Consider the following 24,131-nt stretch of genomic DNA (forward strand, 5'->3'; position numbering starts at 1 on the left):
TGGCCGCGATCGATGAGTTCCAGCGCGAACTGATCGTGGAGGGCACGAACGAGGGCCTGGCGGCCGGTCGTGCCCGCGGCCGGGTCGGCGGCCGCCCCGCCGCGATGACCGAGCTGCAGGTCCGCCAGGCCCGGCAGATGTACGACGAGCGCGGCGACGACGGCAAGCGCCGCTACACCGTCCAGCAGATCGCCGAGACCTTCGGCGTGGGCCGCGCGACCGTCTACCGCCACCTCGACCCCGGCCCCGGTCATCCCGGCCGCCGCCTGACCGAAGGGACCGACCGATGACCAACGAGAACACCCCCGCCCACATCTCAGACGCCTGCGTCGGCGAGTTGGGCGTGCCCCGCGACCGGACGTGCGAGGACTGCGCGGACGCTGCCTGCCAGCACGAATGCCACCGGCTGTCCACCGTGACCGCCCACGCCGTGGCCGAGGCGATCGCCGAGGTGATCGGCGCGCAACTGCGGCCGGCGCTGGCCTCGCGGATCGGCGAGGTCCCCGGGATCGCCTGGACGCTCCACACCGACGACCACGCCGCCGCCTGGATGGTCGATGGCCTGGGCCCGGTGCGGGTGAGCGCGCAGATCGCCGTGCGCGACCTCGGCGAGATCCGCGCGTTCATCGCCGAGACCGCCCGCGTGTTCGACGGTCAGCACGTCCGCGAGGTCAGCCCGTTCCCCGGCCGTCCCGAGATCACGAACGTCGAGGTCACGGTCAGCGTCGAGGGCATCCCGGTGACCGTTTGGGGGACCACCGGCCCCCAAACCGACGGAGACCGACCGATGACCCGGGCGACATGACCACGAACCCGACCCACCCCATGAGACACGGCCACCCTGGCGTGGCCGTGTCGCCCTCGCGCGTCCAGGACTCGCCCGGTGTCGCCCCGTTGACGTCCGACGCGGCGTCTGGGTGTCCGGTGTGCGGCGGTCCGGTCGCGGACCGGACCGGGTTGCCGGGGCGTCGCACCACCTGGTGCTCCAAGGCGTGCCGTCAGCGGGCGTGGCGGGCCCGGACCGCCGCTGACCGGGCCGAGTGCGCGGCCGCGGACCTGTCGGACCGGATCGCCGGTGGCGGGTACGGCGACGTCCAGGATGCCGCCCGCGCCCTGGGCCAGGCCGTCATCGCGATGTGCGACCCGGGCGATGTGGGCGCCCTGGAGGACGCGCTGATGTCCGGACACCGGTGGGAGGGCGACGTCGCCGGTGCGGCCCGCCGCCTGGCGGCCGCCGCGACACGCGTCGCCGAGCTGGCCGACGCGCACGCGGCCCATGTCGCCGACTACCGCCGCGCCCGCGCGGTGGTTCGTCGCGCGCCGGCGTCCCGCGGCCGCGACGACGAATCGCCCGGCGGGATCGTCGCGAACACCGCGGCGAAGGCCTCGGCGACGAATCACGGCGACACCCCGGCGGCCGACACGATCGACGCGGACGACCTGTTCGACGCCGTCGAGGACGTCCTGACCGACGTCCGGGACGCGCCCGGCGTCCCCCAGGACGTCCTGCAGGACGTCCCCGGCGTTCCCGGGCCGTCCTTCGCCGACGCGCTGGAGGCCCTGGCTGCCGCGCACGCCGCAGCGTCCGGAGACGGCCCGCACGACGAGCTGGCGGCGGCCGCCGCCGCCGTGGTGCGGGCACGCCCGCCCTACCTGCCCGCCCGCGCCGACGCCGCCGTGAAGCGGCTGCAGGAGGTGGTCACCGGCCCCTGACACGCAAACGGGCCCCAGCAGGCGCGGCAACGCCTCCCGGAGCCCTGTGCCCTCACCAGAGCTGACCTGGAAAGGACCTGTGTAGATCATGCACGAGACGAACCACCAGACGAGCCATGAGACGAGCGCCGAGCTGCGGCGCCTAGAGAAGGCCGTCACCGACGCCGAGACCCGCCTGGCCGCGAACCCGCACCTGACCGGCGCGGCGCTGCGCGAGGCCGAGGACGCCGTCCGCACCGCCCGCATCAACTGGCGGCAGTACGCCACCGCCGCCGCGGCGGTCCGCGAGGTCACGATCACCACGTTCGGGTACCTGCACGACGCGCCGCCGCCCGCGCACATCACCCTGGACCTGCGCGTCCACTTCCGTGACCCGCACGTGCGGCCCGAGCTGCGCAACCTGACCGCCCGCGACATGGCCGTGCACGAGGCGGTGCGGACCACCCCCGGCATCCTGCCGCTGCTGCACGCCGCCGAGGACGCGGTGCTGGCCTACCTGGCCGGGCCCTCGGCCGGGCCCGTCACGGTCGCGGTGGGATGCGCCGGCGGCCGCCACCGCGCCGCCACCGTGGGCGACCTGCTGGCCACGTCCCTGGCCGAGACCCATGCCCTGGACGTCGCGCTGGTCCACCGGGACCTGGACAAGCCCGTCGCCGAGCGGCCCGACCCGCTCGCCGGACTGCCGCCGGTCATGCCCGAGCATCTGCGGTCGTGGTCGGTGCCGTGGGACTCCTACGCCCCGGTGGACATCACCCCGCCCGAGCTGCAGCCCGGCTCTGGGCTGGACGCGTCGGTCGCCGCCGGGTGGGCCGAGCCCGCGACCGGCCCGGCCGCGCTGCCCGATCTGGCCCACCGCCGCTCCGCCGCGCTCATCCCCTACGGACTGGACGGCCAGGGCCGCCCCCTGCACCCGGGCGGCCGCACCGGCAGGATCGGCCGCAACCTCGGCAAGTGGGGCGAGAACCGGGCGGTCGACTCGATCGTGGTCGCCGGCGCCGGACACCACCGGCGGGTGCTGCTGATCCGCCGCTCCGACTGCGGAGCATGGGCCCTGCCCGGCGGCATGGTCGAGCACGGGGAAAGCGAGCCGGCCGCCCTGATCCGGGAGCTGGCGGAGGAGACCGGCATCGACCTGGCCGGACTCGCCCCGCTCGTCCTGGCCCGCACCCTGGTGGCCGACCCCCGCCAGAGCGACCACGCGTGGGTCGCGACCACCGCGGCGCTGTTCCGGCTGCCGGGCGTCGTCCCGGCCGACGCCGGCGACGACGCGGCCGACGCCGCCTGGCTCCCCCTCACCACCAGCCTGGACGGCCTGGACGCCGCGCTCGTCGACCTCGGCGGCGTCCTGTACCCGGCGCACCGGCCGCTGCTGGCCACCGCGCTGGCCCACCTCGCCCTGACCGCCGACGACGACTGACAGACCGATCCGTCGGGCCCCTCTACCCCCACTACCTCGCAGGTCACCGGCACCTACCCCGGGGCCTACCGGGGGCAGAGGGGCCCGCCTACCCGGCCGGAGCCGGTAGGCCCCTGCGATAACCGCCTCCTAGCAACACCCCGATCCCCGGCGCAAGGTGTTGACCGTTGCCCATCGCAATAGGCAACGGTCAACACCCGCGCACCCGCCGACAGGCCCGGGTGCGTCCGGGTTGTGGATCAGACCGGACTTTGGTTCAGATCCCCTCCGGGGCAGTGCCGCAGCAGCGACTTGCGGTCGTACTCGCCGGACCTGATGTAGTCGGCCATGTACGGCGCCAACGACAGCACATCGTCCGTGATCGCAGCCGGGTGGTTGGCCAACTCCTCGTTCGGATACAGCGCCGCCAGCGCACGAGCGGCCAGTTCCACGGCGCGGGCACGGATCTCCTGATCTACATTCACGGCCCGGACCCTATCCAGGCTGGGGGGACCCTTCCCGAGCGGTTGGACCTGCCTCATACCTGACTCATACTCGCCTCCGCTACAACTCATACCTGTGTCAAACCCTGCTCTTATCTGGGTGTCCCCGTGTGTGAGCTGGGTGTGAGCGGCCCCCGGAGCGTACGGTCGCGGGATGGACATCCTGGCGGTGATCAACCAGAAGGGTGGCGTCGGCAAGACGTCCACCACGGTGAACCTCGGCGGCGCGCTCGCCGAGATGGGGTATCGGGTGCTGCTGGTGGACCTGGATCCGCAGGGGCACCTGACTGAGGCGTGTGGGGTGGCGGAGGCGACGCCGCCGGCGACGCTGGCCAAGACGCTGCTGATGGACGCGGACAAGGTCGCGGCCGAGGACGTGGAGCGGATCATCGCGCCGTGGCGGGAGCGGATCGACGTCATCCCGACCAACATCGACATGTTCCTGCTGGAGCGGGAGCTGTACCGGATGCGCGGCGTGGAGTGGCGCCTGGAACGCGTCCTGAAGGTCGTGGCGAGCCTCGACCGCTTCGACGTTTGCCTGATCGACTGCCAGCCGTCCCTGGGGGTGCTCACCGACAACGCCCTGGTGGCCGCCGGGCAGGGCTTGGTCCCGGTGCAGTCGGAGGACTCGGCGCTGCGCGCGCTCCGGTTGCTGCTGGAACAGATCGCCACCCTGGAGTCCGAGCTGCGCGTCCAGGTCGACCTGGTGGGGATGGTGGTCAACCTGTTCGACAAGCGGCGCGGCCAGATCGTCACCAGCACGCTGGAGACGCTGAAGACGATGCCGCTGCCGATCCTGGCCGTCATCAAGGACCTGGCCACGGTCCGGGAGGCGTGGCGGGAGGGCCTGCCGGTGGTGGAGTACGCGCCGGACTCCGCCTCGGCCGCCTCGTTCCGGGAACTCGCCCGCCAGCTCACCAGCGGCACCGACAGCGCCGAGGGCGGCGCGGCCGCGCCGGTGACCGCATGAGCGCACGCAAGAAGCCGATCGGGCCGCCCAAGGGCGCTGCGGAAACCGCCCAGGCCGCCCGGGACGTCCTCGGCAGCCGCCTCCGAGACGACTCCGACACAGGTACACCCGCCGATGAGGCGACTCACACACAGGTGTACACGTCTCATACCCCTGTCACACCAGCGTCGGAGGCGGGTCCGAGGCGACGGCAGGAACCGGCCGGGAAGACCCGCAAGACCTACTACCTCGCCGCCGACACGGTCTCGGCGCTGGACGATGCGGTGGCCCGGATCCGGTCCGCGCTCGGAGGCCGCGTCGATCGGCACGAGGCGATCGGCGCCATCATCGCCGCCGGCGCCGCGCAGACCGATCAGATCGTCGCCGCGCTCCGCGCAGAGCTCCTGCGCGACCTCGACCCCGGCAGCAGCGACCGGTAGCGGCGAGGGGAGCGCGCCTCGCGTACGCGTGCGAGTGCGGTCGCGCTCGTGCGGGCGCCTGGCGTCCCGGCCCGGGGTGCCGGCCCTCGCGGACCCGCACCCGTGCGGGCACACTGCCCGCATGGCGATGAGCGGACCCCAGCACTACAAGGAAGCGCAGCAGCTCCTGGAGGAGGCCCGTCACGAGCGGGACGAGACCCAGCGCGCCCGCAAGATCGACGAGGCCCAGGCGCACGCGGCCCTGGCGCTGGTGACCGCGACGCTGCACGCCGGGCAGGTCAGCCAGGACCACCTGCACGAGTGGCGGGTCCACGGAGTGAAGATCTAACCCTGTGACTTGACAATGTAAAGCCCGCGTGCGGTTTCCGGTCGGCGTCCGCACACCGCCCGCACCGCCGCGGGCCGCAGCGGGCGCGTGCGGCCCGCGCAACATCGCCCCCGACGACGGATGCCGGTCGGGGGCGGTTCGGCGCTGTGCGGCCCGCACAGCGCCTCCCGTGATCATCGTGGGCCGAGAGCGGTCCCCAGGTTCGCGGCGCGAGCGTAATGGCCCTGGAAGGCGACGGGGACGGTGGTGGTGGGGCCGTTGCGGTTCTTGGCCACGATGATGTCCATCTCGCCCGACCGGGGCGACTCCTTCTCGGTGACGTCCTCGCGGTGCAGCAGCATCACCACGTCGCTGTCCTGTTCGATCGCGCCGCTCTCGCGCATGTCGGCCATGGTCGGCTTCTTGTCCGAGCGGGCCTCGGACGCGCGGTTGAGCTGCGACAGCGCCACGACGGGGATCTCGAACTCGCGGGCCAGCAGCTTGAGGTTGCGGGAGATGTCGGCGACCTCGGTCTGCCGGTTCTCAAAGCCGCGGCGGCCGCCGCCGACGCCCTTGAGCAGCTGCAGGTAGTCGACCACCAGCAGCCGGGCCGGGCCGATCTCGGCGCGGTGGGCCATCCGGCGCAGACCGGCCCGGATGGTGTCGACCGTGACGTGCTCGCAGTCGTCGATCAGCAGGCCCGGGGAGGCGGCGATCCGCTCGCGGACCTTCACCGCCCGCTGCCAGTCCTCCTCCCGCAACTGGCGGCCGCGCAGCACGTTCAGCGGGATGCGCCCCTCGGCGGCCACCAGGCGCAGCAGCACCTCGCGGCGCTGCATCTCCACCGATGCGAAGTACGTCGAGGCGCCCTGCCGGAGCGCGGCGTGCCGGGCGATGTCCAGCGCCACCACGCTCTTGCCGACCGCCGGCCGGGCCCCGATCACGATGAGCTGGCCGGGCTGGAGACCTTCCAGCACCGGGTCCAGATCGATGTAGGGGACGGCGATGCGGGCCGGGTCGTCGGCCGGATCGGTGCCCAGCCAGTCGAACCCCTCATCGGCGGCCTGCAGCAGGTCCGGGACGTCGGCCGGGGCCGACTCCTGACGCAGCAGCTCCTCCTGAGCCCACGGGATCAGCTCCCCGGCGGGCACACCGCCGTGCGCGCGCTGCACGATCGCCGTGCCGACCTGGATCGCCCGGCGAAGGTCGCTGGCCTCCCGCACCAACTGCGCGTAGTACGTCGCGTTCGCCGCCGTGGGAACCGTCTGGATCAGCGTGTGCAGGTACGGGGCACCGCCGGTCCGGGCGCTCTCGCCCAGGCGGGCGAGCTCGCCGTTGACGGTCACCGCGTCGGCGGGCTCGCCCCGGCGGTGCAGCTGCAGGATCGCCTCGAACACCACACCGTGCGCGGGCCGGTAGAAGTCCACCGGCCCGATCAGCGCGGCCACCTCATCGATCGTGCCGGGCGCCAGCATCAGCCCGCCGAGCACGCCCCGCTCGGCGTCCAGGTCATGCGGCGGCGTGCGCAGCTCAGCACCATCGGCGTCATCAGGGACCGCGCGCAGCCCCGGCTCCGCACTCTGCTCAGGCATGCCAGATCTCCTCACGAGGCCGGGACGAGCGGGCGGGCGCACACGCACAGACCGATCACGTCGACGCCCTCGTACAGGTACCGGTCCCCCTCCGGCGCCCGCAGGTCGTGCCGGGGATCACCGCACCGCGGCCCGTACACCCGGCCTGCCGCCGGCGACGCGGGCGGCTCCGGCGGCAGATCCGCCAACCGGTGCGACAGCAACGCACGCGCGCTGTGCACCCGCGCGGGCAGATCCACCGTCAGACGCTCCGCCAGCAACTCCGGCGCCCACCCGGCAGCCAGCGCGGCCGCCACCGCGGGCGCCAGATCCCGCACCGTCCGGGCCCCCGGCGTCACCGGCGACGGCAACCCCGCCAGCAACTCGCGGGCCACCCCCAGGTCGTCTCCGGAGCGCCCGCCGACGTCGTCGGCACCCGCTCGCGGCGGCGGAACCCGCCGCGCCGCACCCGCCGCACCCTCCCGCACTCGGCTCGTCTCCTTGGGAAGTTCCCCCTCCCCCCGCGCCGAAGGCGCGTCCTCGACCTCGGTCCCCGCGCTCGCGGAACCCGTGTGACTGGGGGGACTGGAGGGGGGGTTCTTACGAACCCCCTTCTTATAAGGAGGAGGAGGCGTGGAGACCCCATCGGATGGGGCGTCAGGACCCCATGCATGGGGTCCTGAGACCCCATCGGAGCGACCTGCGGGAACACTGTTTTTGTCCCCTTTGCCGGTTCCACCGTTGGGGGCTTTGGTGGCTTTGCCCTGGTTGCTCCGATGGGGCGTTGACGCCCCATCGGCCTGAGCTGCGGTTTCTCGCTCCCGGGCGTAGTACTCGCCGAGCGTCTTGGGCAGCTTGAATCCGTCCGGCGCGACGTCGTGGATCACGTAGACGTTGGCGCCGCGCATGCCCCCATCCGTGGTGGACCGGTGGATTTCGATCGCGCCGAGCTTGGCCAGCTCCTGGAGGTACCTGCGGAGCGCCTTGCGGTCCTTGACGTCGATCAACTTCGCCAGCGCGGTCCACTCGACGTCCTCGACCAGTTGGCCGGTCGCCCACCAGTCCCGGTGCGCGGCGAGTGCCTCGTACAACGCGCGGGCCTTCGCCGATGCGTTCAGCATCACCCACAACGGCACGATCACGAACGGGCCGCTGCTCCGTCCCCGCGCGGCCCTGAACCGCTCGTCCTGCCCCTCGGACTCGTCATGCTGCGGCGCTGTCGTCACCGGGCATCCCCGCCAGTGGCGGAGGTGTCACAGGGCCTGTCACCCGCATTGGGTACTCTCATACTGAACGTCCTTCTCTGCTGGCAGTGGTGAAGCGACTTTGAGGGGCCGGGAGCGGGAACTCCCGGCCCTTCGCTTTGGTGCGACCCTAAGGTGACAGGCGGTTATTGCCGGTCCGCCGTTTGGACTGGCTAGTCGGCGGGCCATTCGTAGCTGAGCTCCCACTGATGAGCGGGGAGCACGATGTTGTTCACCTCGACCGCCCGCCCTGCCGAGGTGCGCGCCACCCGGGTGACAGCGATGACTCGCTGGTCCGGGGACAGCTTCAGCTTGTCCGCTTCGTGGGCATCGGGCGGCCGCACTTTGAGCGTCTCCGTGAAGACGGCCGGTGCGTGCCCAAGTTCCTCTAGGCGGGAGTAGGCGCCACCCGGTCCAGGGTCTGCCTCGGCCAGTGGAGTGCCGTCGGCGATCGACCATGGGATGTACGAGACGGCCAGCTGCACAGGGACGTCGTTGGCGAACATCGTGCGTCGCCGCGCCAAAACTTCGGCCCCTTCGTCGATCTCCAGCGTCTCGGCGACCTCGGCAGTTGCCGACGTCCGCTCAGGAGTTACGTCGGACCGCGGAGTCAGTCCGAGTGCGCGTAGTTCGGCATCGAAGGCCCCCCGGGCTTGGCTGGCCTCGCGGGTCTCGCGGCGCTGCCTGCCGACAGCCGCGCGATGGATCACCGGAATCTCGGTCACGTAGGTCCCCTTTCCTCGGTGCACGCGGACGAGCCCCTCAGCAAGAAGCACTTTCAGCGCCTTGTTCACCGTTGCTCGGTGTACTCCGAGGCGGTCCGCGAGCTGGTCTTCGGTGGGCAGCAGCTCGCCGCGTTGATACGCGCCCTGCTCGATGGAGTCGCGGATCCGGTCCGCGACCTCGCGGTACTGCCCGCGGGCCGTGTTGCTCATGCTGGGCACCCTACCTAGCTCGTAGTACGTAGCGTCTCCGCCACTTTTCCCTGTTGGCCTTCTTGCGTTCGCGAAGTACGTAGTACATAGTACATAGCGAAGCTTGATCAACGTCAAGCGGCCCCCGGCGATGGAGCGCCGGAGGCCGCGGTCGGACCAACCAGGACCCTTGGAAGGAGAGCTGGCCCGATGAGTTCCATGATGACGGCCCCGGACCCCGTGATGGGTGAGGCGGTGGCCGGGCTCGATGTGGCGCCGCTGGCGTGGGCGCTGGAGCGGATGACGCCGGCGCTGTGGGTGCCCGCGCCGGACGAGTCGGCGGAGGAGTGCGAGGCGCGCCGTCTGGCGGCGGCGGACATCCTCGACGACCTCCTGGCCGAGTACGAGGCCGACGAGTACGCCGAGGCGGTGGCGGCGTGAGCTGGCAGGAGGGAGACGCGGTCACGGGCGACGCCGTCCGTGCGGGCATCCTCACGGCCTTCGCCTTGTTCGGGGCGTCGGTCGTGGCCGGGGTCCTGATGGAGGGCGGTCCGGCGCGGCTGGCGCTGAGCGTTCTGGCGCCGCTGACGTCGCTGCTGGTGGGCGTGCACAGCGCCCGGTCCGCCCGGGACGGGGGTGGCCGGTGATGCGCCGGATCACGTCCCACGAGTGGGAGAACGAGCTGATGCCGCCGCGTCCGCGGACGCGGGCGGTGGTGTCGCTGCTGCCGGAGCCGTCGGTGCTGGCGATGGCCGCTGTGGGCAGCGCCGCCGTGGTGGCGGGGCTGGACTGGCTGCTGGTGCTGGCGATCGCGGTCGGCGTGTACGGGCAGGTGTTCCTGTCGCTGTGCGACCGGTTCGGGACGTCCTGCGAGACGGTCGACCACTGGGTGGGCGAGGGCGAGATGCCCGGGGGCATGACGCACTCCTGCCCGGACTGCCGGGACATCCCGTGGCGGGTGCTGTGGCGCCGGGGCGGTGGCCGGTGATGCGGGAGACGCAGACGACGCCGGCGGCGGCGGAGCGGGCGCGTGACCTGCTGGTGGGGGCGGCCAGGGTCCCCACGTTCAGCGAGGTGGGGCTGTCGGCGGTGCGGGACGCGCAGGTCGCGTCTGGGCACGCGGTGCTGGCGGTGGCCGAGGAGATCCCGGCGACGCGGGCTGAGATCGCCCAGGTGGCGGCGGCGGTCCGGGACCTGACCAAGACGCTGGAGTCGGTGCTGGGCGAGCTGGGCTCGCGGGTGACCGAGATCGAGCGGGTGCTCGACACGAACGCGGTGGAGCTGATCGGCGAGGTCAGCGAGGTGTGCACCGAGCTGGCCGAGATCAGCGCCGCGCTGCGTAAGCCGGAGCCGGTGCGGCCGAGGCGGCGCTGGCTGCTGGGGGGTGGCCGGTGATGGGGATCGGTGACCCGTTGGTGTTCGCGGTGGTGTTCGCCGCGCTGTACGCCGCCCACGAGGTCGGCGACCACTGGGTGCAGACGCACCACCAGGCGTGCGGGAAGGACGCGCGGGACCGTCGCGGCCGGCTGCTGTGCGGCCTGCACGTGGCGTCGCTGACCGCGACGAAGGCGGTCGCGCTGCTGCTGGTGGTGGTGGTGACGGGTGTGCATCTGGCGCCGTGGGCGGTGGGTGTGGGCCTGGCCGTGGACGCGGCCTCGCACTACTGGGCCGATCGCAGATTCACGCTGCAGGCCCTGGCGGCCCGGGTCGGCAAGGGCGGCTTCGCGCAGCTCGGCGACCCCGCGGCGGCGCCGGTGGGGGTGGGCTCTTACGCCCTTGACCAGTCCTGGCATGTCGGGTGGCTGTTCATCGCCGCCCTGATTCTCAGCATCGGAGGTGCGGCATGAACGAGCCGGACAAGCTGATCGAGTTCTTCATCATCCTGACCGTGCAGGGCTTCAACGGGCAGGGCCTGAGCACCAGGACCGTCACCGCCGTCATGGCCTTCGCCGTGGGTGTGAGCCGGGCCCAGATGTACGAGTGGATGCTCGCGCAGGTCCCCCCGGAGTCCGCCGGCCTGCCAGTGGTGTTCTTCTCCGCCGAGCCCAACCGGGTCGCCGGCGCGGCCGCTCTGGGGGGTGGCCGGTGATGGGACGCAAGGACACCGAGCTGGACGTGGTGGCGGCCGTCCAGGCCCAGACCGCGCAGGCGGCGGCGCTGGCGGCGATCGAGGGGCAGGCGCGCCTGGCCGACCCGCGGCTGAACCCCGCGACGCGGGGCCACGCGGACGTTCTGCGCGGTGAGCAGTTGACCCGGGCGTTGGACGCCGAGCACGCGCGGCTGCTGCGTAGGCACCGGGTGGCCGACCGGCGCGCGGCCGAGGCGGAGGAGACCCTGGCGGCGATCGCGCTGGCGCGGCACGCGGCGTCGCCGGCGCGGTCGGTGCGGGCGCTGCACGCCGGGCGGAAGGTGTACGCGCGGCTGTCGCTGGCGGCCAGCGTGGTGCTGGCGGCCGGGTCGGCGATGGGCGTCGAGGCCGCCGCCGGGGTGCTGCACGCGCCGGGCGGCACCGGGTACGTGGCCGAGGTCGGGCTGACCGGGCTGGCCACGGCGGCGATCAGCTACCGGGCGCACCTGGCCGAGCATCGCGGCGAGCTGGGCGATGGCTGGCAGAAGCGGACGCTGTGGGCGCTGATGACGGTGCCGCTGCTGATCTCGATCGCCGCGAACCTGGGCACCAAGAACGCGCTCGGCGCGGCGTGCGCGCTGGGCGCGGCCGCGTTCAGCGTGCTGGCGTGCGTGGTCGCCGACCGCAGCGCCGCGGCGATGCAGAAGCGGGTCAAGGAAGTCTCGGACGAGGCCGAGGACACGATCCGGGCGACGGCGATGGGCGAGGACCTGTTCTCCCTCACCACCGACGCCCTGGACACCGACGACCTCGCCCCCGCCGGCACCCGCCGCATCGAGGCCCGGCCCGACGACGCCGCGGCGGTGGAGAGGCGCCCGGACGAGCGCGATCGCCCTCGCACGCGTACGCGTGAGGACGCCTCCGACGACGCCGCTGACGAAGCCCCGGCCGACGAGGGCCTGGACGACGTCGACCACCAGGAGCCGGGCGAGACCGACCCGGTCGCGGACGCGGCCCGCACGGGCGTGGACGAGCTGTCGGCGTGGCTGGCCAGCCAGGAACCGCCGGAGGAGGGCGCGGCGCCGCCTGCGGCCCCGGTGTCCGACGGCGGGCCGTCCGGCGCGGCCCGGGACCTGCCCGAGCACGAGCCGGACGACGGCCCCGACGACTCCCGGGACGACTCCCTGGACGGCGGGGGGCGCATCGACGGCGGCGCGATCTCCCGCGAGGGGGGTCAAATCGACCCTGACCGGTCCGGGCGGACCGAGCGGGCGGCCGAGGCGCGGCGCGCGGCGGGCGCGGCGACGCGGGGGCGGATCGCCGACTACCTGGACGACCACCCCTCCGCCACCAACCCTCGCATCGCGCACGCGCTGGGGCTGGACGTGTCGACGGTGAAACGACACCGCCGCGCCCTGCGCGCCCTGCGTCGCCGCCCGCTGGACGGAGGCGGCCGGTGATGGCGGCGACGCCGGAGGTGACGGTGCGGCACTTCGTGCACGTCGGCAAGCGCAAGAGCGGCCAGAGCGGCCGGACCGAGTGGCGCATGAAGTGCTCGTGCGGCGTGGAGGGCCTGGGGCGGCCGACGTGCCGCCAGGCCAACGGCGACCGCGACGACCACCTGCGTGAGGCGTCGGACGTGCCGCGCGGCCAGCAGTGCACCCAGCTCAAGGCGCACCGGATGCTGCCGGGCGAGCGGTGCGCGCTGTGCGCGGGGCAGCTGGGCCTGTTCGACCTGGACGAGATGGAGGTGCGGTGATGGCCACGCGCGGTGCGCGGCCTGGTGGACGGCCGGTACGCAGGCGGGAGCGCAGCGCGGCCCGCCGGGCGGCCTGGCACGCCGAGCGGCTGCAGCGGGCGCGGACCGCTGAGGAGCGGCTGGCCGCGGCGGCGGCCTTCCTGACCTCGGCGGCCGCGCACGCCCGCGGCGCGGGCGCTGCCAAGCAGGCGGCGGCCGAGGTCGCCGAGCACGCCCGGCAGGTGATGGGGCGGGCGGCGCTGCCCGAGGCGTCGCGGCGGCTGCACGAGGCGAAGCTGACCGCCGGCGGCACCGAGGCGGCGCGGCTGTCCAGCGCCCTGATGGTGCTGCGGTCGGCGATCGCCCGGCTGCCCGAGAGCGACCGGGACCGGCTCCGCGACTTCTACGCGGGCGAGCTGGCGGCCGAGGCGGCCCGGATCGGAGGTGGTCGGTGATGCCGATCGCCAACCCCTTCCAGAGCCCCGACCGCCGCCCCGACCGCGACGCCGGCCCCGCCGAGGGTGCGGACGCGGGGCAGGTCCCGGCGTCGTTCGGAAAGCCGGAGAGGCGCCCGGACGAGCGCGATCGCCCTCGCACGCGTACGCGTAAAGACACCGAAAACCGCCCCCAGAAGGCGGCCACGCCGCCGCACGGCGGCGGGCAGGGCACGGCCCGCGACGGCGGCCCCGCCGAGGGGCCCGGCGCGGCTGAGGACGTCTCAGCGCCGCCCGCCGAAACCGGCGCCGTCGTCGAGGCCGACGCCGATGCCGGCGGCGGGCCTGGCGGCGAGGTGGTGCCGCTGTTCCCCAAGGACCAGGACGCCGCCGAGCCGGGCGAGGGGCCCGGACGGGGCGAGCTGGTGCCGGCGGCGCTGGCCGAGGCCGCCCAGGTCTGGTGGGCCGAGGCCTCGACCACGGTCAGCCAGGCGCTGGACGGGTCGGTGTACCGGGCCCGTCCGCCGGCGCTGCGCGACAGCGCGGTCCGGCTGCAGCGCGCCGAGTGGTCGGGCGGCATGCCGCTGCTGCGGTGGGCGGGCTGGATCTACGGCTACCCGGCGCTGGCGGTGCGGGCGGTGCTGATGTGCGCGCTGTGGCTACTGGACCACCCCACCCGGCTCCTCATCCTGGCGGGCGTCATCGCGGCCGCCCTCTACCTCTGAACCTTCACGAAGGAGATCTGTCATGGACTTCGCTGTCGCGATCGCCGCCGGCGGGCTGTACTTCGTCCTGGGCCGCAAGCTCACCGGGAACTGGGCGACCAAGGCCTGGTTCCTGCGCCCGGCGATGCTGCTGGTCTGCGCTGCGGCGCTGGCCAACACCGTCATCGGGATCTTTGGGGCGCGCCTGTTCGGCGCGGTCCTGGGCCTGATCGGCGGCTGGTTCGGCGCGTCGGCCGCGCTGATGGCCGGGGTCGTGGGGCTGCTGCTGCTGGTGGGCACCGCCCTGGACCTCAAGGACAAGCGCCCCGACGGGATCGCCAAGACCGGCCTGGTGCTGCTGCCGATCCTGGCGATGGTGGCCTCGGGGCCGCTGGCCGCGCAGGGCCTGGGCCTGTTCGACTCGATCGCGCAGGCCGGGGAGACCGGCCTGGGCACGATGATCGGCGGCTGACCCGATGACCATCATCATCGCGCTGATCGTCGCGCACATCGTCACGCGGGCCTGGGACGAATCAAAGGCCCGCGGCGCCGAGGCGCGGCAGCGGGTCGCCGACCGCCGCGACGAGGCCCGCCAGCGCCGCCAGGAGGCGCGGGAGGCGCGGGCCGAGCGGCTGGAGACCGCCCGCCGGTACGGCCCCAGCGACCCGCTGTGGTGGGTGTGGGCCACCGGGTGGGCGGCGGCCGCGACCGTCAGCGCCGTGGGCGCGGGCGTGGTCGGCGCCCGCGACGGCGCCCGCCTCGGAGCCCGGGACGGCTACCGGATCGGCAAGGAGAAGGCCGCCTCCCGCGCCGCCCGCAAGCGCGGCGAGCACGACGCCTACGAGCGCGGCCGCGCCGCCGGCGCCGAGGACGCCGGGGAGCGCCTGGCCGACGACGCGGTGACGGTCGAGCCGTGCCCGCGCTGCGGCACGCTGCTGCCCGACCCGGCCGCCTGCGACTGCCGCCCCACCCGCAGGCCCACCAACGGCCCCGGCCCGGCCGAGGACCGCCCCCCGAACACGGGCGGCGACACAAGCGGGGACTTCACCGCCCCCTTCCAGGACCGGGCCGACAAGCCCGAGCCCGAGGTCATCGACGCCGAGGTCGTCGGCGACTTCACCACCAATGAGAGGAACGGCGATATGGCTCAGCTCACCAGCGGGATGTCCGGCGGCGACGGCGAGGGCTACGGCTCCACCATCACCGCGCTGAACGAGATCAAGGCGCTGCTGCAGCAGGTGTCGGACGTGGTCACCGACCTCGGCGACACGCTGGTGTCGCGCAAGGTCGACTCGGAGACCACCAGCGGCGTCTGCGACGTCGACGACCACCTGCAGGCCGCCGTCCAGGCGGTCGAGCACACCCTCAAGCACGCCCAGGACAAGCACGAGCCGGTCGCGGCCGCGATCGCCGGCGCGGGCGGCTCCGGCCAGATCGCCGAGACCGACTGGTACGACGACCTGTAAGCGGGCCGGTCGGCTGCGTGGCCGGCCCGCGCGCGCTCACAAGCTCGCGGACCGGTCACGGAACCTACCGCCCCGCAACCTCCGGGGTTTCCGAACTGGAAAGGGCGATCGTGACCAGCACCAGGACGCGCAAGACTGCCAAGGCCAAGACCGCGCAGCACACCAAGGCCGAATCCGCCAAGGCCGAATCCGCCAAGGCGAAGGCTGCCAAGGACAGGGCCGCCCGGGCGGCCGACGCCGCGGCGGCCGAGGACCAGGAGGAGGCGGAGGAGACGCCGGCGCCGCTGGACCAGGCGCACCGGGAGGCGCGGCGGCTGGTGGTCCGCTACCGGCGCCAGCTCGCGCCGATCGCGGCGCTCGCCGCGACGCAGGCGGCCGGGTCGGCGGCGGCCGCCGCCGACGGCGCCGCCGCGGTGGGCGTGCTCGCGGCGACCGGCGCCGCGACCGGCATCGCCTACGCGGTCGGGCGCAGCCGCCTGGGGCGGTGGAGCCGCGCCTACGCCGCGGTCGCCTGCACCGCCTCGATGTCCTGGCAGGCCGCCGCCGCCGCAGTCGGCGCCGACCACCTGCAGGCGCTGCTGTGGCTGGGAGGCGGCGTGCTGGCGCTGCCGTGGTGGATCCGGCACTCCGAGCGGACCCCCGACGTGACCGCCGAACAGGCGGTCCAGGACGCCGCGCCCGCGCCGGAGGCGCCGGCGGCGCCGGACTGGCGCACCGTGCGGTGGGGCACCTACCTGGCAGCCCAGGGCCGCGCCCTGCCCGGCTCCAAGATCAGCGACATCGCCGAGATCGGCTACGGGTGGACCGCGACCGTGGACCTGCCGCGCGGCGAGCACTGGGAGAAGGTCACCGGCTGCCTGGCCACCATCGCCAGCGTGTTCGACCTGGGTGACGGGCGGGTGCTGGCCGAGCCCGTGCACGGCGCGCCGGTCTACCGGGCCCGCCTCACCGTGCTGACCACCAGCCCGCTGGAGAAGGTCACCAAGTGGGCCGGGCCGGGCCTGGACCCGGCCGAGGGCACCTTCCCCGCGGCGGTCACCGCCGACGGCGAGCACCTGCCCTGGCGGCTGTGGTGGCCGGGCGCGGGCATGTGCCACGGACTCATCGCCGGCACCACCGGCTCGGGCAAGTCCGCGGCGCTGGACCTGGTGCTGTCGGAGATCGCCATGTCCGACCGCCTCATCCCGGTGATCATCGACGGGTCCGGCGGGATGAGCCTGCCCGACTGGATCCCCCACGTCCCCTACCAGGCCACCACCATTGAGGAGGCCATCGAGCTGCTGGAGCGGCTCGTCGCGGCGATGGACGCGCGGTTCGACCAGCTCCGCAAGGTCCGCTGGACCGACAAGCACGGCCGCGCCCGCGTCGGCCGCAACTCGGTCGACCCGACGCCCGACATGCCCGGCATCGCGATCATCATCGACGAGGCGCACCGGCTGCTGATGGACGCCGACCACGGCAAGCAGATCCGCCGCCTGGTGGAGATCATCACGCAGATGGGCCGCAAGGTCGCCTTCTCAGTGATCCTGGCCACGCAGCAGGCGTCGGTGTCCCAGCTCGGCGGCAGCTCGGTGATCCGCGACATGTGCAAGGGCGGCAACGTCATCGCGCTGCGCACCGGGGAGCGGGTCAGCGGCGGCATGGTCGGCAACGTCGCGCTGCCCGAACCGCTGCACACCCTCCCGCTGGAGTGGCCCGACGGGTCGCCCACCCAGGGCCTGTGCTACGTCACCACCGCCCGCGCGATCCGGTCCCGCACCCTGTGGGTCGAGGACCCCTACGCGTGCGCCACCGGGCAGACCGAGGTCCGCCTGGACGCACTCACCCGCAAGCACCTGGACGCCGCCAAGACCCGGACCGAGCCCGCCGCCGGCGACGCGCCGCCGCCCGGGGAGCTGGCCGCCCGCGCCCGCACCGCGCTCGACGACGGCACCCCCGCCGACCCCGCCGAGATCGCCCGCGCCACCGGCATGACCTGGCGGCAGGCCAAGACCGCCCTCGCCGAGCTCCACACCAACGCCTGAACCCCAACCGAAGGAGGAACCCATGTCCCGCATCTCCAACAGGGCCGCCGCCGAACAGGCGGCCCGCGACCTTGAGGAACAGTTCCGTCCCGGCACCGCAGTGAGGCACCTCCAGGACACCGGCAGGCGTGGGACCGTCCGCGCCGCACGCGCCGGCAAGGCGGTCCGCGTCGCCCGCATGGCCTCCGGCTACGAGGTCGAGGTCCACGTCGTCTGGGAGCAGACCGGACCGATGTGGTCCAACCCCGACAACCTCGCCGCCGACAGCGCCTGAACACCAGACCAGGCGGCCCCGCCACGTGAGCACACACGCGGCAGGGCCCGGATCGCAAAACCAACCGCTCTGAGGAAGGACACGACCCAATGCACATCATCGCCCTGATCTCCGGCCCCGTCACATCGGCCTGCTCCTGCCCCGGCTGCTCCACCTGCGGAGGCGGCGGCACCGTGCCCGGCGGCGGCACCTGCCCCGCTTGCGGCGGCTCGCGCAAGTGCTCCCACGGCGGCGGCCGCTGACCGGACAGCCCCCCGACACGACAAGGAGAGATCACCATGGGCAAGAAGTGCGACGGGGCCTCGGTCGGTGTGCTGGTCACCGACGGGCTCGACCGGGTGCTGATCGGCACCCGCGCGGACGGCGCCGGGCAGGCGCCGGTCGCCGGCCACGTGTGGGACGCCCACAGCTCCTACCGGGACGCGGCGGTCGCCGAGGTCCGGGAGGAGACCGGGCTGCACGTCACCGCGCTGGAGTACGTGTGCGGCGGCTACCGGCCCAACCGGTGCAGGCGCGGCGACGGGCCCAACGGCCCCGGCCACATGTGGGAGGTCTACCGCGCCACCGCCACCGGCAGCCCCGGCAGTGCGGACGGCTCCATGGTCGGCCTGCGGTTCGCGACCGGATCCGAGATACGCGCCCTCGCCGCCTGGACCGTGCAGCGCGCCCTGGGCCGAGTGGACGCCGGCGACTGGCGCACCATGCCGGGCCTGGAGCCGGTCTGGGTGCGCTGGATGCACGAGACCGGATACGCCGTGCTCGGTCAGGACGACCTGCGCGCCGTGCAGGCCCGGCTCATCGAGGCCGAGGCATGAACGGCCGGCCCTGCCCGACCTGCCGCCGCTGCACCCGGTGGAACGGCAGAGAAGGCGGCACGGGCCTCTCCCGTGACGTGTGGCGATGCCCGAGCGGCCACACCCACACCACGCCATGCAACAAGTAGGCCCACAGCCCAGGGAGACAGCAATGCCTGACACCACCTGCCCGACCTGCAACGGCAACCCGCGTCAGGGCTACGCAGACAGCGAAGGCCGATCCGGCACGCTGGTCTGCCCGGGCTGTTCCGGGACCGGCAAGGTCCCCGCGCCCCGGCGCTGACCCCAACACCGAAGAGGGCCGCTTCCCCGACGCCGGGGAGCGGCCCTCTTCTGGTGTCTTCAGAGCTGGGTTATGGACGGCCGCGGCGATAGCGGCGAGCGACAGCGTGAGGACGAAGGAAGAGAGCGCAGGCCGGCGGGCGGTTCCCCGGCCGGGGCGCTTGCATGCGCCACGGGCGCCGTACCGAACCGGACTCGCAGACGATCTAGCACAGAGCAAGATGGCGATCAGGTACCTGATCGTTGTCTCGGGCTTGACGCCCGAGGTGATCACCCGCCTACCGTCGTCGGGTGATCAGCCCGTCCCCTGGATCGCGGGGACGGCGGCCAGCTGGGGGAGGCTCGGGGTGTCCGATGGGGTGGACGGCGCTGAGGACACCGCCGTCGTCGACCCGCCGCGGCCGGTGCGGCGGCGCCGGGTGGCTGGCGGCCGCCGGGCGCAGTGCAAGGTGCGGTTCACCGCGGCGGAGGCCGAACGCGTCGCCGAGGCGGCGGCCGCGGCCGGGATGACGGTGCCGAACCTGGTCGCCGAGACCATGCTGCGGTCGCTGGAGGGCGGCGGCGGGTTCTCGGTGGTCGAGCGGCGGGCGCTGGTGAACGAGTTGGGCAAGGTGCGACGGCTGCTGACGAGGGTCGGCGCGAACCTCAACCAGCTCGCGGCGGCCGCCAACTCCGGCAGGGCCCCGGCCAAGGGGGCGGTGGAGGCGACCATGGACGCGGTGATGCGGCTGGTCGTCCGGGTGGACGCGGTGGTCTCCCCGCTGGAGAGCCGCCGCCGATGAACAACAAGATCATGAAGCACGGGCACAGCATCGGCGGCCTGGTCCGCTACCTGTTCGGGCCCGGCGACTCCAACGAGCACACCGGCCAGCGGATCATCGCGGCCGCCGACACCTTGGACATCGCCGACGGGACCCGGCTGGACCGCCCCGAGCATCGTGCGCAGATCCTGGACCTGGCCCTGGATCTGGACGCCCACCGCCGGCTGGCCGGAGTGGTCCCGCCCGAGGGGTGGGTCTGGCACTGCGCGATCTCACTGCCTCCCGGCGAGACGCTCACCGACGGGCAGTGGGGCCAGGCCGCCCGGACCGCGATCCGCCGGCTGGGATTCGACCCCGACGAGGGCAGCGGCCGGGCGGGCTGCCGGTGGATCGCCGTCCACCACGGCCCCTCCGCCAAGGGCAATGACCACATCCACCTGGCGGTCAACCTGGTCCGCGAGGACGGCCGGGTGGCCCGCCCGGGCCGCGACCGCATGGCCATGTCGCGGGTGTGCGCTGAACTGGAACGCCAGTTCGGGCTGCACGTCGTCGAGGGCCGGCCCGGTCGCGGGATGCCCGGCTACACCCGCGCCGCCACAGAACGCGCAGCCCGCGCCCACCGCCACGCCACCAAGACCCGCGCGCAGGGCCGTAACGTCGGCGATGACGTGGGCACGGCTGTCCCCGAGACCGTCACGCTGGCCCGCAAGGTCCGCGCCGCCGCGACCGCCGCCAGCGCCGAGGCCGAGTTCGTCCAGGCCGCGTTGGACGTCGGGATCTGGCTCCGTCCCCGCTACGGCCGAGGCGACCACGGCCAGGTCGTCGGGTACTCCGCCGCGCTCCCTGCCGACGGCACCGGGCAGGCGGGGCCGATCTGGTACGGCGGCGGGAAACTCGCCGCCGACCTGTCCCTGCCCCGGCTGCGCGCCCGGTGGACCACGACGCCCAAGGCGACGCCGCCCGGCGCGCTGCCCGCCTGGCAGCACGCAAACGACCTCGCCACCAGCGGTCCCGCCCGCACGGGCGACCCCGCGCGCCTCGATGCCGCACCATCCGTCGACGAGCCCGCCGGGCAAGACGCTGGACAGTGGCAGCAGGCCGCAGGCCGTGTCGGCGCCGCTGCCCGCGCCCTGGACGACCTGCCGCACGGCGACCTCGCGGGATGGGCGGCGGCCGCGTCCGATACCGCCGGGCTGCTGAGCCTGCTGGCCGACCACGTCGACGACGGCGAACTGGCCGACGAGCTGGCGGCCGCCGCATACACGCTGGCGTGGTCAGCACAGACACCCCGCTCCCCGCACACCCACGCCCACCATGGCGCTCACCACGGCGCTCACCATCTCCGGGCCCCTGTGCGATCAGATCTGGCCGAGGTCGCCCGGTTCGTCCGCACCGCCACCCGCCGCGGCGGCACGGCCGAGGACGCCGCGGTCGCGGTGGCGATCGCCGCGCTGGCCCTGGCCCTACTCGCCGTGGTCCGCCTCATCCAGGCATGGCACGCCCACCAGCACCACCACCGACAGGCCGCCGTTCTGCACACCGGATCCAGGCGCTGCCGGACCGCCGTCCGCGCCCACGTGGCCACTGCCGTACCACCCTGGCAGCGTCGCCCCCACGGCGCCGCCGGCGACGCCGCCCTGCGCCGCCAGGCCGACCACGCCGCCGCCGAACTGGCCCGCTTCACCGAGGTCGAGGCCCGCGGCGACGTCCTGCTGCAGCAGGCCCACGCCGGCGAAGGCCCGGCCGCCTCCCGGCTGCGCGACCGGGCCGCCGCGCTCGCCGCCGCGGCCGCCGCCGAGACCGAGTTGCCCGCAGCCCGGACCCGGCTCGCCGCCGCCCTGGCCGATCAGGAAGCCGCCTGGGCCCGGCTGGCCGAGCTGGCCCCGCTCACCGACTGCGGCCGCCTGGCGCTGCGCGCGCACGGAACCAGCCGAGCCCAGCTCGCCCAAGACCAGGCCGCCGCCCGTGACCGTCTCGCCGCCGCGACCACCGCCGAACACAAAGCCCGCACCCGCCTGGCCGACCTCGCCCTGCAGGCCGCCGCCCCGTTCAGCGGCGACCAAGGCCCGCCCGCCCGGTCGGCCTGGCGGGACGGCGCCGCCACCGCCGAGCACACCGACCTGACCGCCAACTGGCCCGAGCACCTCGCCGCGGCGATCGCCGCCGACGTCGACACCGCGCCCGACCGGGCGGCCGGGCTGACCGCCGAGACCCGCGCCGCCCGCCGCATCCTCCGCACCTCCACCCGGATGCGCGGCCCCGTCAACGCCGCACAGGCACGCCAGCAACTCACCGAGCTGCGCACCGAACAGGCCACTCGCGCCACCCTCCCGGCCGACCGCGCCGACCACGAAAAGCAGCAACGCCTGCAGCACGCCGCCGCCCAACCCCAAGCAGCGCCGCGCCGGAGCGACCCGCACCGCCACCACGGCCCCGATCAGGGGCCCGGCCGCGGACGAGGCGGAGGGCTCGGCCGTTAGCCGGCCACGGCGGCAGGGTTAGGGAATTCACTCGCCACCCGCCGCGACCTAACCCACCGGCTGAGCTGCGAAGAGTTAAGACAGTGAGATGGCTCGGAGGAGTTAAGGCGCCAGGGCCGAGAGGTGCCCCTACAGCTCCCCGGAGCGGACCCGCGACCCAACTAACCCCCAGAAACCCGGGGGCCCTTGGGCAAGCCATCTGCGTGCGGACCATAACGACTGGCTCAGGCCGTGCGCGGGACATCCCGAGATGGCTACGGGCCGCGCATCATCCCCGGCGCGGGGACCGGTCGCCGGCGCGCCCCGTGTCTCGGCCCCGACAGCCGCGGCGGCCTCGGGCCCGGCAGGCCCGGGAAGCGGGCGCGGCCTGCCGCGCCCGAGGCCGCCTTCCCTCATTCGGATCGTCTCGGCGGCCGTTGCTGTTGGGTGTTGCCGTTCGGACGGCCCTCCGGCCGCTGTCTAGGCAGGTCAACACACCAGCGGCGTTCACCGTTCCGTCACCGCGTTCGGTCAGCCGTCACGCGGCGGGCGCGCCATGCCCTGGTTCTGCAGGCCGGGCCGCAGTAGCGGGCGTCAATCCTGCGCCCGGCCGTGCGGACCAGGCCACCGCACACGGGACAGACCGGATCGGTCCCGGCCAGCAGTGCCCTGGCCTCCGCGACCGCCCGGGGCCGGCGAACGTGCCAGAACCTCCAGGATGCGGCTCGGCACGAGGCTGAGCAGAACCGCTGCCCCTTGCGGGCCAGGATCGGCAGCGGGCGCCGGCAGTCCTGCCACTGGCACCGGGGCACGGCCATGCCCGGACGATGCCCAACGGACATGGTCATCACACGGCCGCCGACGGCTCGCCCGCTCCTGGCCTGATGCGCTTTGCCGGATACGGCTGGCGGCCCACAATGGTCCCGGTACACGCGAGAGGGAGGATCAGGCGATGGCGAGACGGTGGCGGGATGACTCGATGGTGCGGGCCCGGTGGGTGCTGCTGGCGCTCGGCGCGGCCGCCGTCGCCCTGACGTTCGTGGTGACCGGTGATCTCACGGTCAGGTTCACGGCAGGGTTCGCCTACGGGATCGGTCTGGCCGTCCTGGGGGCCAGTGAGCGGATCATCGTGAGCACGAGGTCCCGGCCCGAGACGCGCCTGGCGGCCGCTCGGCAGGGCTCCGTCGAGCGCTGACCCGGCCGGGGCGTTTCGGGTTTGTCCGCCCGGCCGGGCGGAGATGCGAGCAAATCGCCCCCGGCCGTGTGAGAGTGGCCTGTCAGTACCGGGCGATCTGGAAAGGGCCCAACCATGTTCACCGGCGTGATCAACCTCGCCAACAGTCTGGCCGTCAGGGTGATCCTGGCGGCGCCGTCCCCTTCCCCCAAGCCGGGGGAGCCGGACACCGACGGCCTGGCGACGTGGCTACGGTCGTTCTTCGGCCCGCTGTTCCTGGTGATCGTGGGCATCGTGGCGATCTTCTTCCTGTTCACCCGGGAGATCACCCGCTTCGTGCAGTTCATCGTGCTGGCCATCGCGATCTCGGTCATCTTCTACTTCCCCGGGATCCTGCCCGCGCTGGCCGGGGCGATCGTCAAGGCGCTGGGCATCGAGACGTCGTGACCGCGTCCTGGCACGGCCGGGCGGTCAAGCACGCGCGTTGAGTACGACCAAGACCAGCATCGCCGCCGTGGCCAGGACGAACGCGACCGTATCGGCGCGGCGAAGCAGCGCCAGGACCAGGACGGCGCCGGCGCCCGGCCCGCCGCCCCGCACTTTGAAGCGGATGGTGCCGCGCCGCCGGAGCATCCCGCCGCCGCGCAGCAGGAACGGCGCTCCGAACCCGAACGCCACCAGCAGCACCACGAGGGAAAGCAGACTCCACCCCATGCCGCCCATCATGGCGTCTCGTGACGACGGTGGGGGAGTGGTGGTCGAGGGCCTCGGCGAGGCGGCCGGGCCGGTCGGCTCGTAGAGGTCCCGAAGGGGGACCGGGGAAGAGCAGCCGGGAAGAGCAGTACGAAAGCAACCAGGGCGTCGCAGACGGTTGAGCGAATCGCGGGGGTAGACT

At 73.9% G+C, this 24,131-nt stretch carries 32 protein-coding genes; 27 read left to right on the forward strand and 5 right to left on the reverse strand.

Annotated elements, in window-relative coordinates; all coding sequences use genetic code 11:
• From ACQEU6_RS46210 to ACQEU6_RS46225, 4 genes are all read left to right on the forward strand, one after another.
• Nucleotides 1–290: helix-turn-helix domain-containing protein (locus ACQEU6_RS46210; RefSeq protein WP_499340705.1), on the forward strand; the 290-nt coding region annotated here is incomplete at its 5' end.
• Nucleotides 287–805, forward strand: a complete 519-nt coding sequence (locus ACQEU6_RS46215) for a hypothetical protein (protein ID WP_499340707.1) — start codon at nt 287–289, stop codon at nt 803–805. The genes ACQEU6_RS46210 and ACQEU6_RS46215, both read left to right, overlap by 4 nt.
• 119 nt (nt 806–924) lie before the next feature.
• Nucleotides 925–1,713: a hypothetical protein gene (locus ACQEU6_RS46220; protein WP_499340709.1), complete on the forward strand. Its 789-nt coding sequence runs from the start codon at nt 925–927 to the stop codon at nt 1,711–1,713.
• Between the two features lie 88 nt (nt 1,714–1,801).
• The gene (locus tag ACQEU6_RS46225; protein ID WP_499340711.1) at nt 1,802–3,130 is read left to right on the forward strand and encodes a RapZ C-terminal domain-containing protein; all 1,329 of its coding nucleotides are present in this window, start codon (nt 1,802–1,804) and stop codon (nt 3,128–3,130) included.
• Nucleotides 3,131–3,369: 239 nt separating this feature from the next.
• Here the strand turns inward: ACQEU6_RS46225 and ACQEU6_RS46230 are convergent, their stop codons facing one another.
• Nucleotides 3,370–3,594: a hypothetical protein gene (locus ACQEU6_RS46230; protein ID WP_499340712.1), complete on the reverse strand. Its 225-nt coding sequence runs from the start codon at nt 3,592–3,594 to the stop codon at nt 3,370–3,372.
• A 172-nt stretch (nt 3,595–3,766) separates the two neighbouring features.
• Between ACQEU6_RS46230 and ACQEU6_RS46235 the strand changes: the two genes are divergently transcribed.
• From ACQEU6_RS46235 to ACQEU6_RS46245, 3 genes are all read left to right on the forward strand, one after another.
• Entirely contained in the window at nt 3,767–4,582 is an 816-nt protein-coding gene (locus tag ACQEU6_RS46235; protein WP_499340714.1) for a ParA family protein, read from the forward strand.
• A gap of 134 nt (nt 4,583–4,716) precedes the next feature.
• Nucleotides 4,717–5,001: a hypothetical protein gene (locus tag ACQEU6_RS46240; protein ID WP_499340715.1), complete on the forward strand. Its 285-nt coding sequence runs from the start codon at nt 4,717–4,719 to the stop codon at nt 4,999–5,001.
• A 121-nt stretch (nt 5,002–5,122) separates the two neighbouring features.
• Nucleotides 5,123–5,329 (forward strand): hypothetical protein, encoded by a 207-nt coding sequence (locus ACQEU6_RS46245; protein WP_499340716.1) that lies wholly within the window; start codon nt 5,123–5,125, stop codon nt 5,327–5,329.
• Nucleotides 5,330–5,502: 173 nt separating this feature from the next.
• Here the strand turns inward: ACQEU6_RS46245 and ACQEU6_RS46250 are convergent, their stop codons facing one another.
• The 3 genes from ACQEU6_RS46250 to ACQEU6_RS46260 form a co-directional block, all read right to left on the reverse strand.
• Complete coding sequence (locus tag ACQEU6_RS46250) at nt 5,503–6,900, reverse strand: replicative DNA helicase (protein ID WP_499340718.1); 1,398 nt, start codon at nt 6,898–6,900, stop codon at nt 5,503–5,505.
• A gap of 11 nt (nt 6,901–6,911) precedes the next feature.
• Nucleotides 6,912–8,105, reverse strand: coding sequence for a hypothetical protein (locus tag ACQEU6_RS46255; RefSeq protein ID WP_499340720.1), 1,194 nt, complete (start codon nt 8,103–8,105; stop codon nt 6,912–6,914).
• 191 nt (nt 8,106–8,296) lie between these two features.
• Nucleotides 8,297–9,058: a GntR family transcriptional regulator gene (locus ACQEU6_RS46260; protein WP_499340721.1), complete on the reverse strand. Its 762-nt coding sequence runs from the start codon at nt 9,056–9,058 to the stop codon at nt 8,297–8,299.
• A gap of 189 nt (nt 9,059–9,247) precedes the next feature.
• Between ACQEU6_RS46260 and ACQEU6_RS46265 the strand changes: the two genes are divergently transcribed.
• From ACQEU6_RS46265 to ACQEU6_RS46360, 20 genes are all read left to right on the forward strand, one after another.
• Nucleotides 9,248–9,478, forward strand: coding sequence for a hypothetical protein (locus tag ACQEU6_RS46265; RefSeq protein ID WP_499340723.1), 231 nt, complete (start codon nt 9,248–9,250; stop codon nt 9,476–9,478).
• Nucleotides 9,475–9,684, forward strand: coding sequence for a hypothetical protein (locus ACQEU6_RS46270; protein WP_499340725.1), 210 nt, complete (start codon nt 9,475–9,477; stop codon nt 9,682–9,684). The genes ACQEU6_RS46265 and ACQEU6_RS46270 overlap by 4 nt, the downstream gene beginning before the upstream one ends.
• Entirely contained in the window at nt 9,684–10,025 is a 342-nt protein-coding gene (locus ACQEU6_RS46275) for a hypothetical protein (protein WP_499340727.1), read from the forward strand. The genes ACQEU6_RS46270 and ACQEU6_RS46275 overlap by 1 nt, the downstream gene beginning before the upstream one ends.
• The gene (locus ACQEU6_RS46280) at nt 10,025–10,432 is read left to right on the forward strand and encodes a hypothetical protein (RefSeq protein ID WP_499340728.1); all 408 of its coding nucleotides are present in this window, start codon (nt 10,025–10,027) and stop codon (nt 10,430–10,432) included. Before ACQEU6_RS46275 ends, ACQEU6_RS46280 begins: the two co-directional genes overlap by 1 nt.
• On the forward strand, nt 10,432–10,884 hold the full coding sequence (locus ACQEU6_RS46285; RefSeq protein WP_499340729.1) for a transcriptional regulator: 453 nt from the start codon (nt 10,432–10,434) through the stop codon (nt 10,882–10,884). The genes ACQEU6_RS46280 and ACQEU6_RS46285 overlap by 1 nt, the downstream gene beginning before the upstream one ends.
• The gene (locus ACQEU6_RS46290; protein WP_499340730.1) at nt 10,881–11,126 is read left to right on the forward strand and encodes a hypothetical protein; all 246 of its coding nucleotides are present in this window, start codon (nt 10,881–10,883) and stop codon (nt 11,124–11,126) included. The genes ACQEU6_RS46285 and ACQEU6_RS46290 overlap by 4 nt, the downstream gene beginning before the upstream one ends.
• Entirely contained in the window at nt 11,126–12,565 is a 1,440-nt protein-coding gene (locus tag ACQEU6_RS46295; RefSeq protein ID WP_499340731.1) for a hypothetical protein, read from the forward strand. Before ACQEU6_RS46290 ends, ACQEU6_RS46295 begins: the two co-directional genes overlap by 1 nt.
• A complete protein-coding gene (locus ACQEU6_RS46300) occupies nt 12,565–12,864 on the forward strand; it encodes a hypothetical protein (protein WP_499340732.1) in 300 nt (99 codons plus the stop codon). The genes ACQEU6_RS46295 and ACQEU6_RS46300 overlap by 1 nt, the downstream gene beginning before the upstream one ends.
• A complete protein-coding gene (locus ACQEU6_RS46305) occupies nt 12,864–13,298 on the forward strand; it encodes a hypothetical protein (protein ID WP_499340733.1) in 435 nt (144 codons plus the stop codon). The genes ACQEU6_RS46300 and ACQEU6_RS46305 overlap by 1 nt, the downstream gene beginning before the upstream one ends.
• Nucleotides 13,298–14,002 carry a hypothetical protein gene (locus ACQEU6_RS46310; RefSeq protein WP_499340734.1) on the forward strand — a complete coding sequence of 235 codons (705 nt, stop codon included), beginning with the start codon at nt 13,298–13,300 and terminating at the stop codon, nt 14,000–14,002. The genes ACQEU6_RS46305 and ACQEU6_RS46310 overlap by 1 nt, the downstream gene beginning before the upstream one ends.
• 22 nt (nt 14,003–14,024) lie before the next feature.
• Nucleotides 14,025–14,453: a hypothetical protein gene (locus ACQEU6_RS46315; RefSeq protein ID WP_499340735.1), complete on the forward strand. Its 429-nt coding sequence runs from the start codon at nt 14,025–14,027 to the stop codon at nt 14,451–14,453.
• 4 nt (nt 14,454–14,457) lie between these two features.
• Nucleotides 14,458–15,447 carry a hypothetical protein gene (locus tag ACQEU6_RS46320; protein ID WP_499340736.1) on the forward strand — a complete coding sequence of 330 codons (990 nt, stop codon included), beginning with the start codon at nt 14,458–14,460 and terminating at the stop codon, nt 15,445–15,447.
• 110 nt (nt 15,448–15,557) lie between these two features.
• Nucleotides 15,558–17,471, forward strand: coding sequence for an FtsK/SpoIIIE domain-containing protein (locus ACQEU6_RS46325; protein ID WP_499340738.1), 1,914 nt, complete (start codon nt 15,558–15,560; stop codon nt 17,469–17,471).
• Nucleotides 17,472–17,493: 22 nt separating this feature from the next.
• Nucleotides 17,494–17,745: a hypothetical protein gene (locus ACQEU6_RS46330; protein ID WP_499340739.1), complete on the forward strand. Its 252-nt coding sequence runs from the start codon at nt 17,494–17,496 to the stop codon at nt 17,743–17,745.
• A gap of 89 nt (nt 17,746–17,834) precedes the next feature.
• On the forward strand, nt 17,835–17,987 hold the full coding sequence (locus tag ACQEU6_RS46335) for a hypothetical protein (protein ID WP_499340741.1): 153 nt from the start codon (nt 17,835–17,837) through the stop codon (nt 17,985–17,987).
• Between the two features lie 36 nt (nt 17,988–18,023).
• A complete protein-coding gene (locus ACQEU6_RS46340; protein WP_499340743.1) occupies nt 18,024–18,560 on the forward strand; it encodes an NUDIX hydrolase in 537 nt (178 codons plus the stop codon).
• A 503-nt stretch (nt 18,561–19,063) separates the two neighbouring features.
• Nucleotides 19,064–19,624 (forward strand): plasmid mobilization protein, encoded by a 561-nt coding sequence (locus ACQEU6_RS46345; protein WP_499340745.1) that lies wholly within the window; start codon nt 19,064–19,066, stop codon nt 19,622–19,624.
• Nucleotides 19,621–22,083: a relaxase/mobilization nuclease domain-containing protein gene (locus ACQEU6_RS46350; RefSeq protein ID WP_499340747.1), complete on the forward strand. Its 2,463-nt coding sequence runs from the start codon at nt 19,621–19,623 to the stop codon at nt 22,081–22,083. The genes ACQEU6_RS46345 and ACQEU6_RS46350 overlap by 4 nt, the downstream gene beginning before the upstream one ends.
• Before the next feature lie 931 nt (nt 22,084–23,014).
• Complete coding sequence (locus ACQEU6_RS46355) at nt 23,015–23,257, forward strand: hypothetical protein (protein WP_499340749.1); 243 nt, start codon at nt 23,015–23,017, stop codon at nt 23,255–23,257.
• 114 nt (nt 23,258–23,371) lie between these two features.
• Complete coding sequence (locus ACQEU6_RS46360; protein ID WP_499340751.1) at nt 23,372–23,683, forward strand: hypothetical protein; 312 nt, start codon at nt 23,372–23,374, stop codon at nt 23,681–23,683.
• A gap of 24 nt (nt 23,684–23,707) precedes the next feature.
• On the opposite strand, the gene ACQEU6_RS46365 is transcribed toward ACQEU6_RS46360, so the two are convergent.
• Entirely contained in the window at nt 23,708–23,950 is a 243-nt protein-coding gene (locus tag ACQEU6_RS46365; protein ID WP_499340753.1) for a hypothetical protein, read from the reverse strand.
• Nucleotides 23,951–24,131: the final 181 nt, after the last annotated feature.

The sequence above is a fragment of the Spirillospora sp. CA-108201 genome (assembly GCF_050936235.1).
Taxonomy (GTDB): Bacteria; Actinomycetota; Actinomycetes; order Streptosporangiales; family Streptosporangiaceae; genus Spirillospora.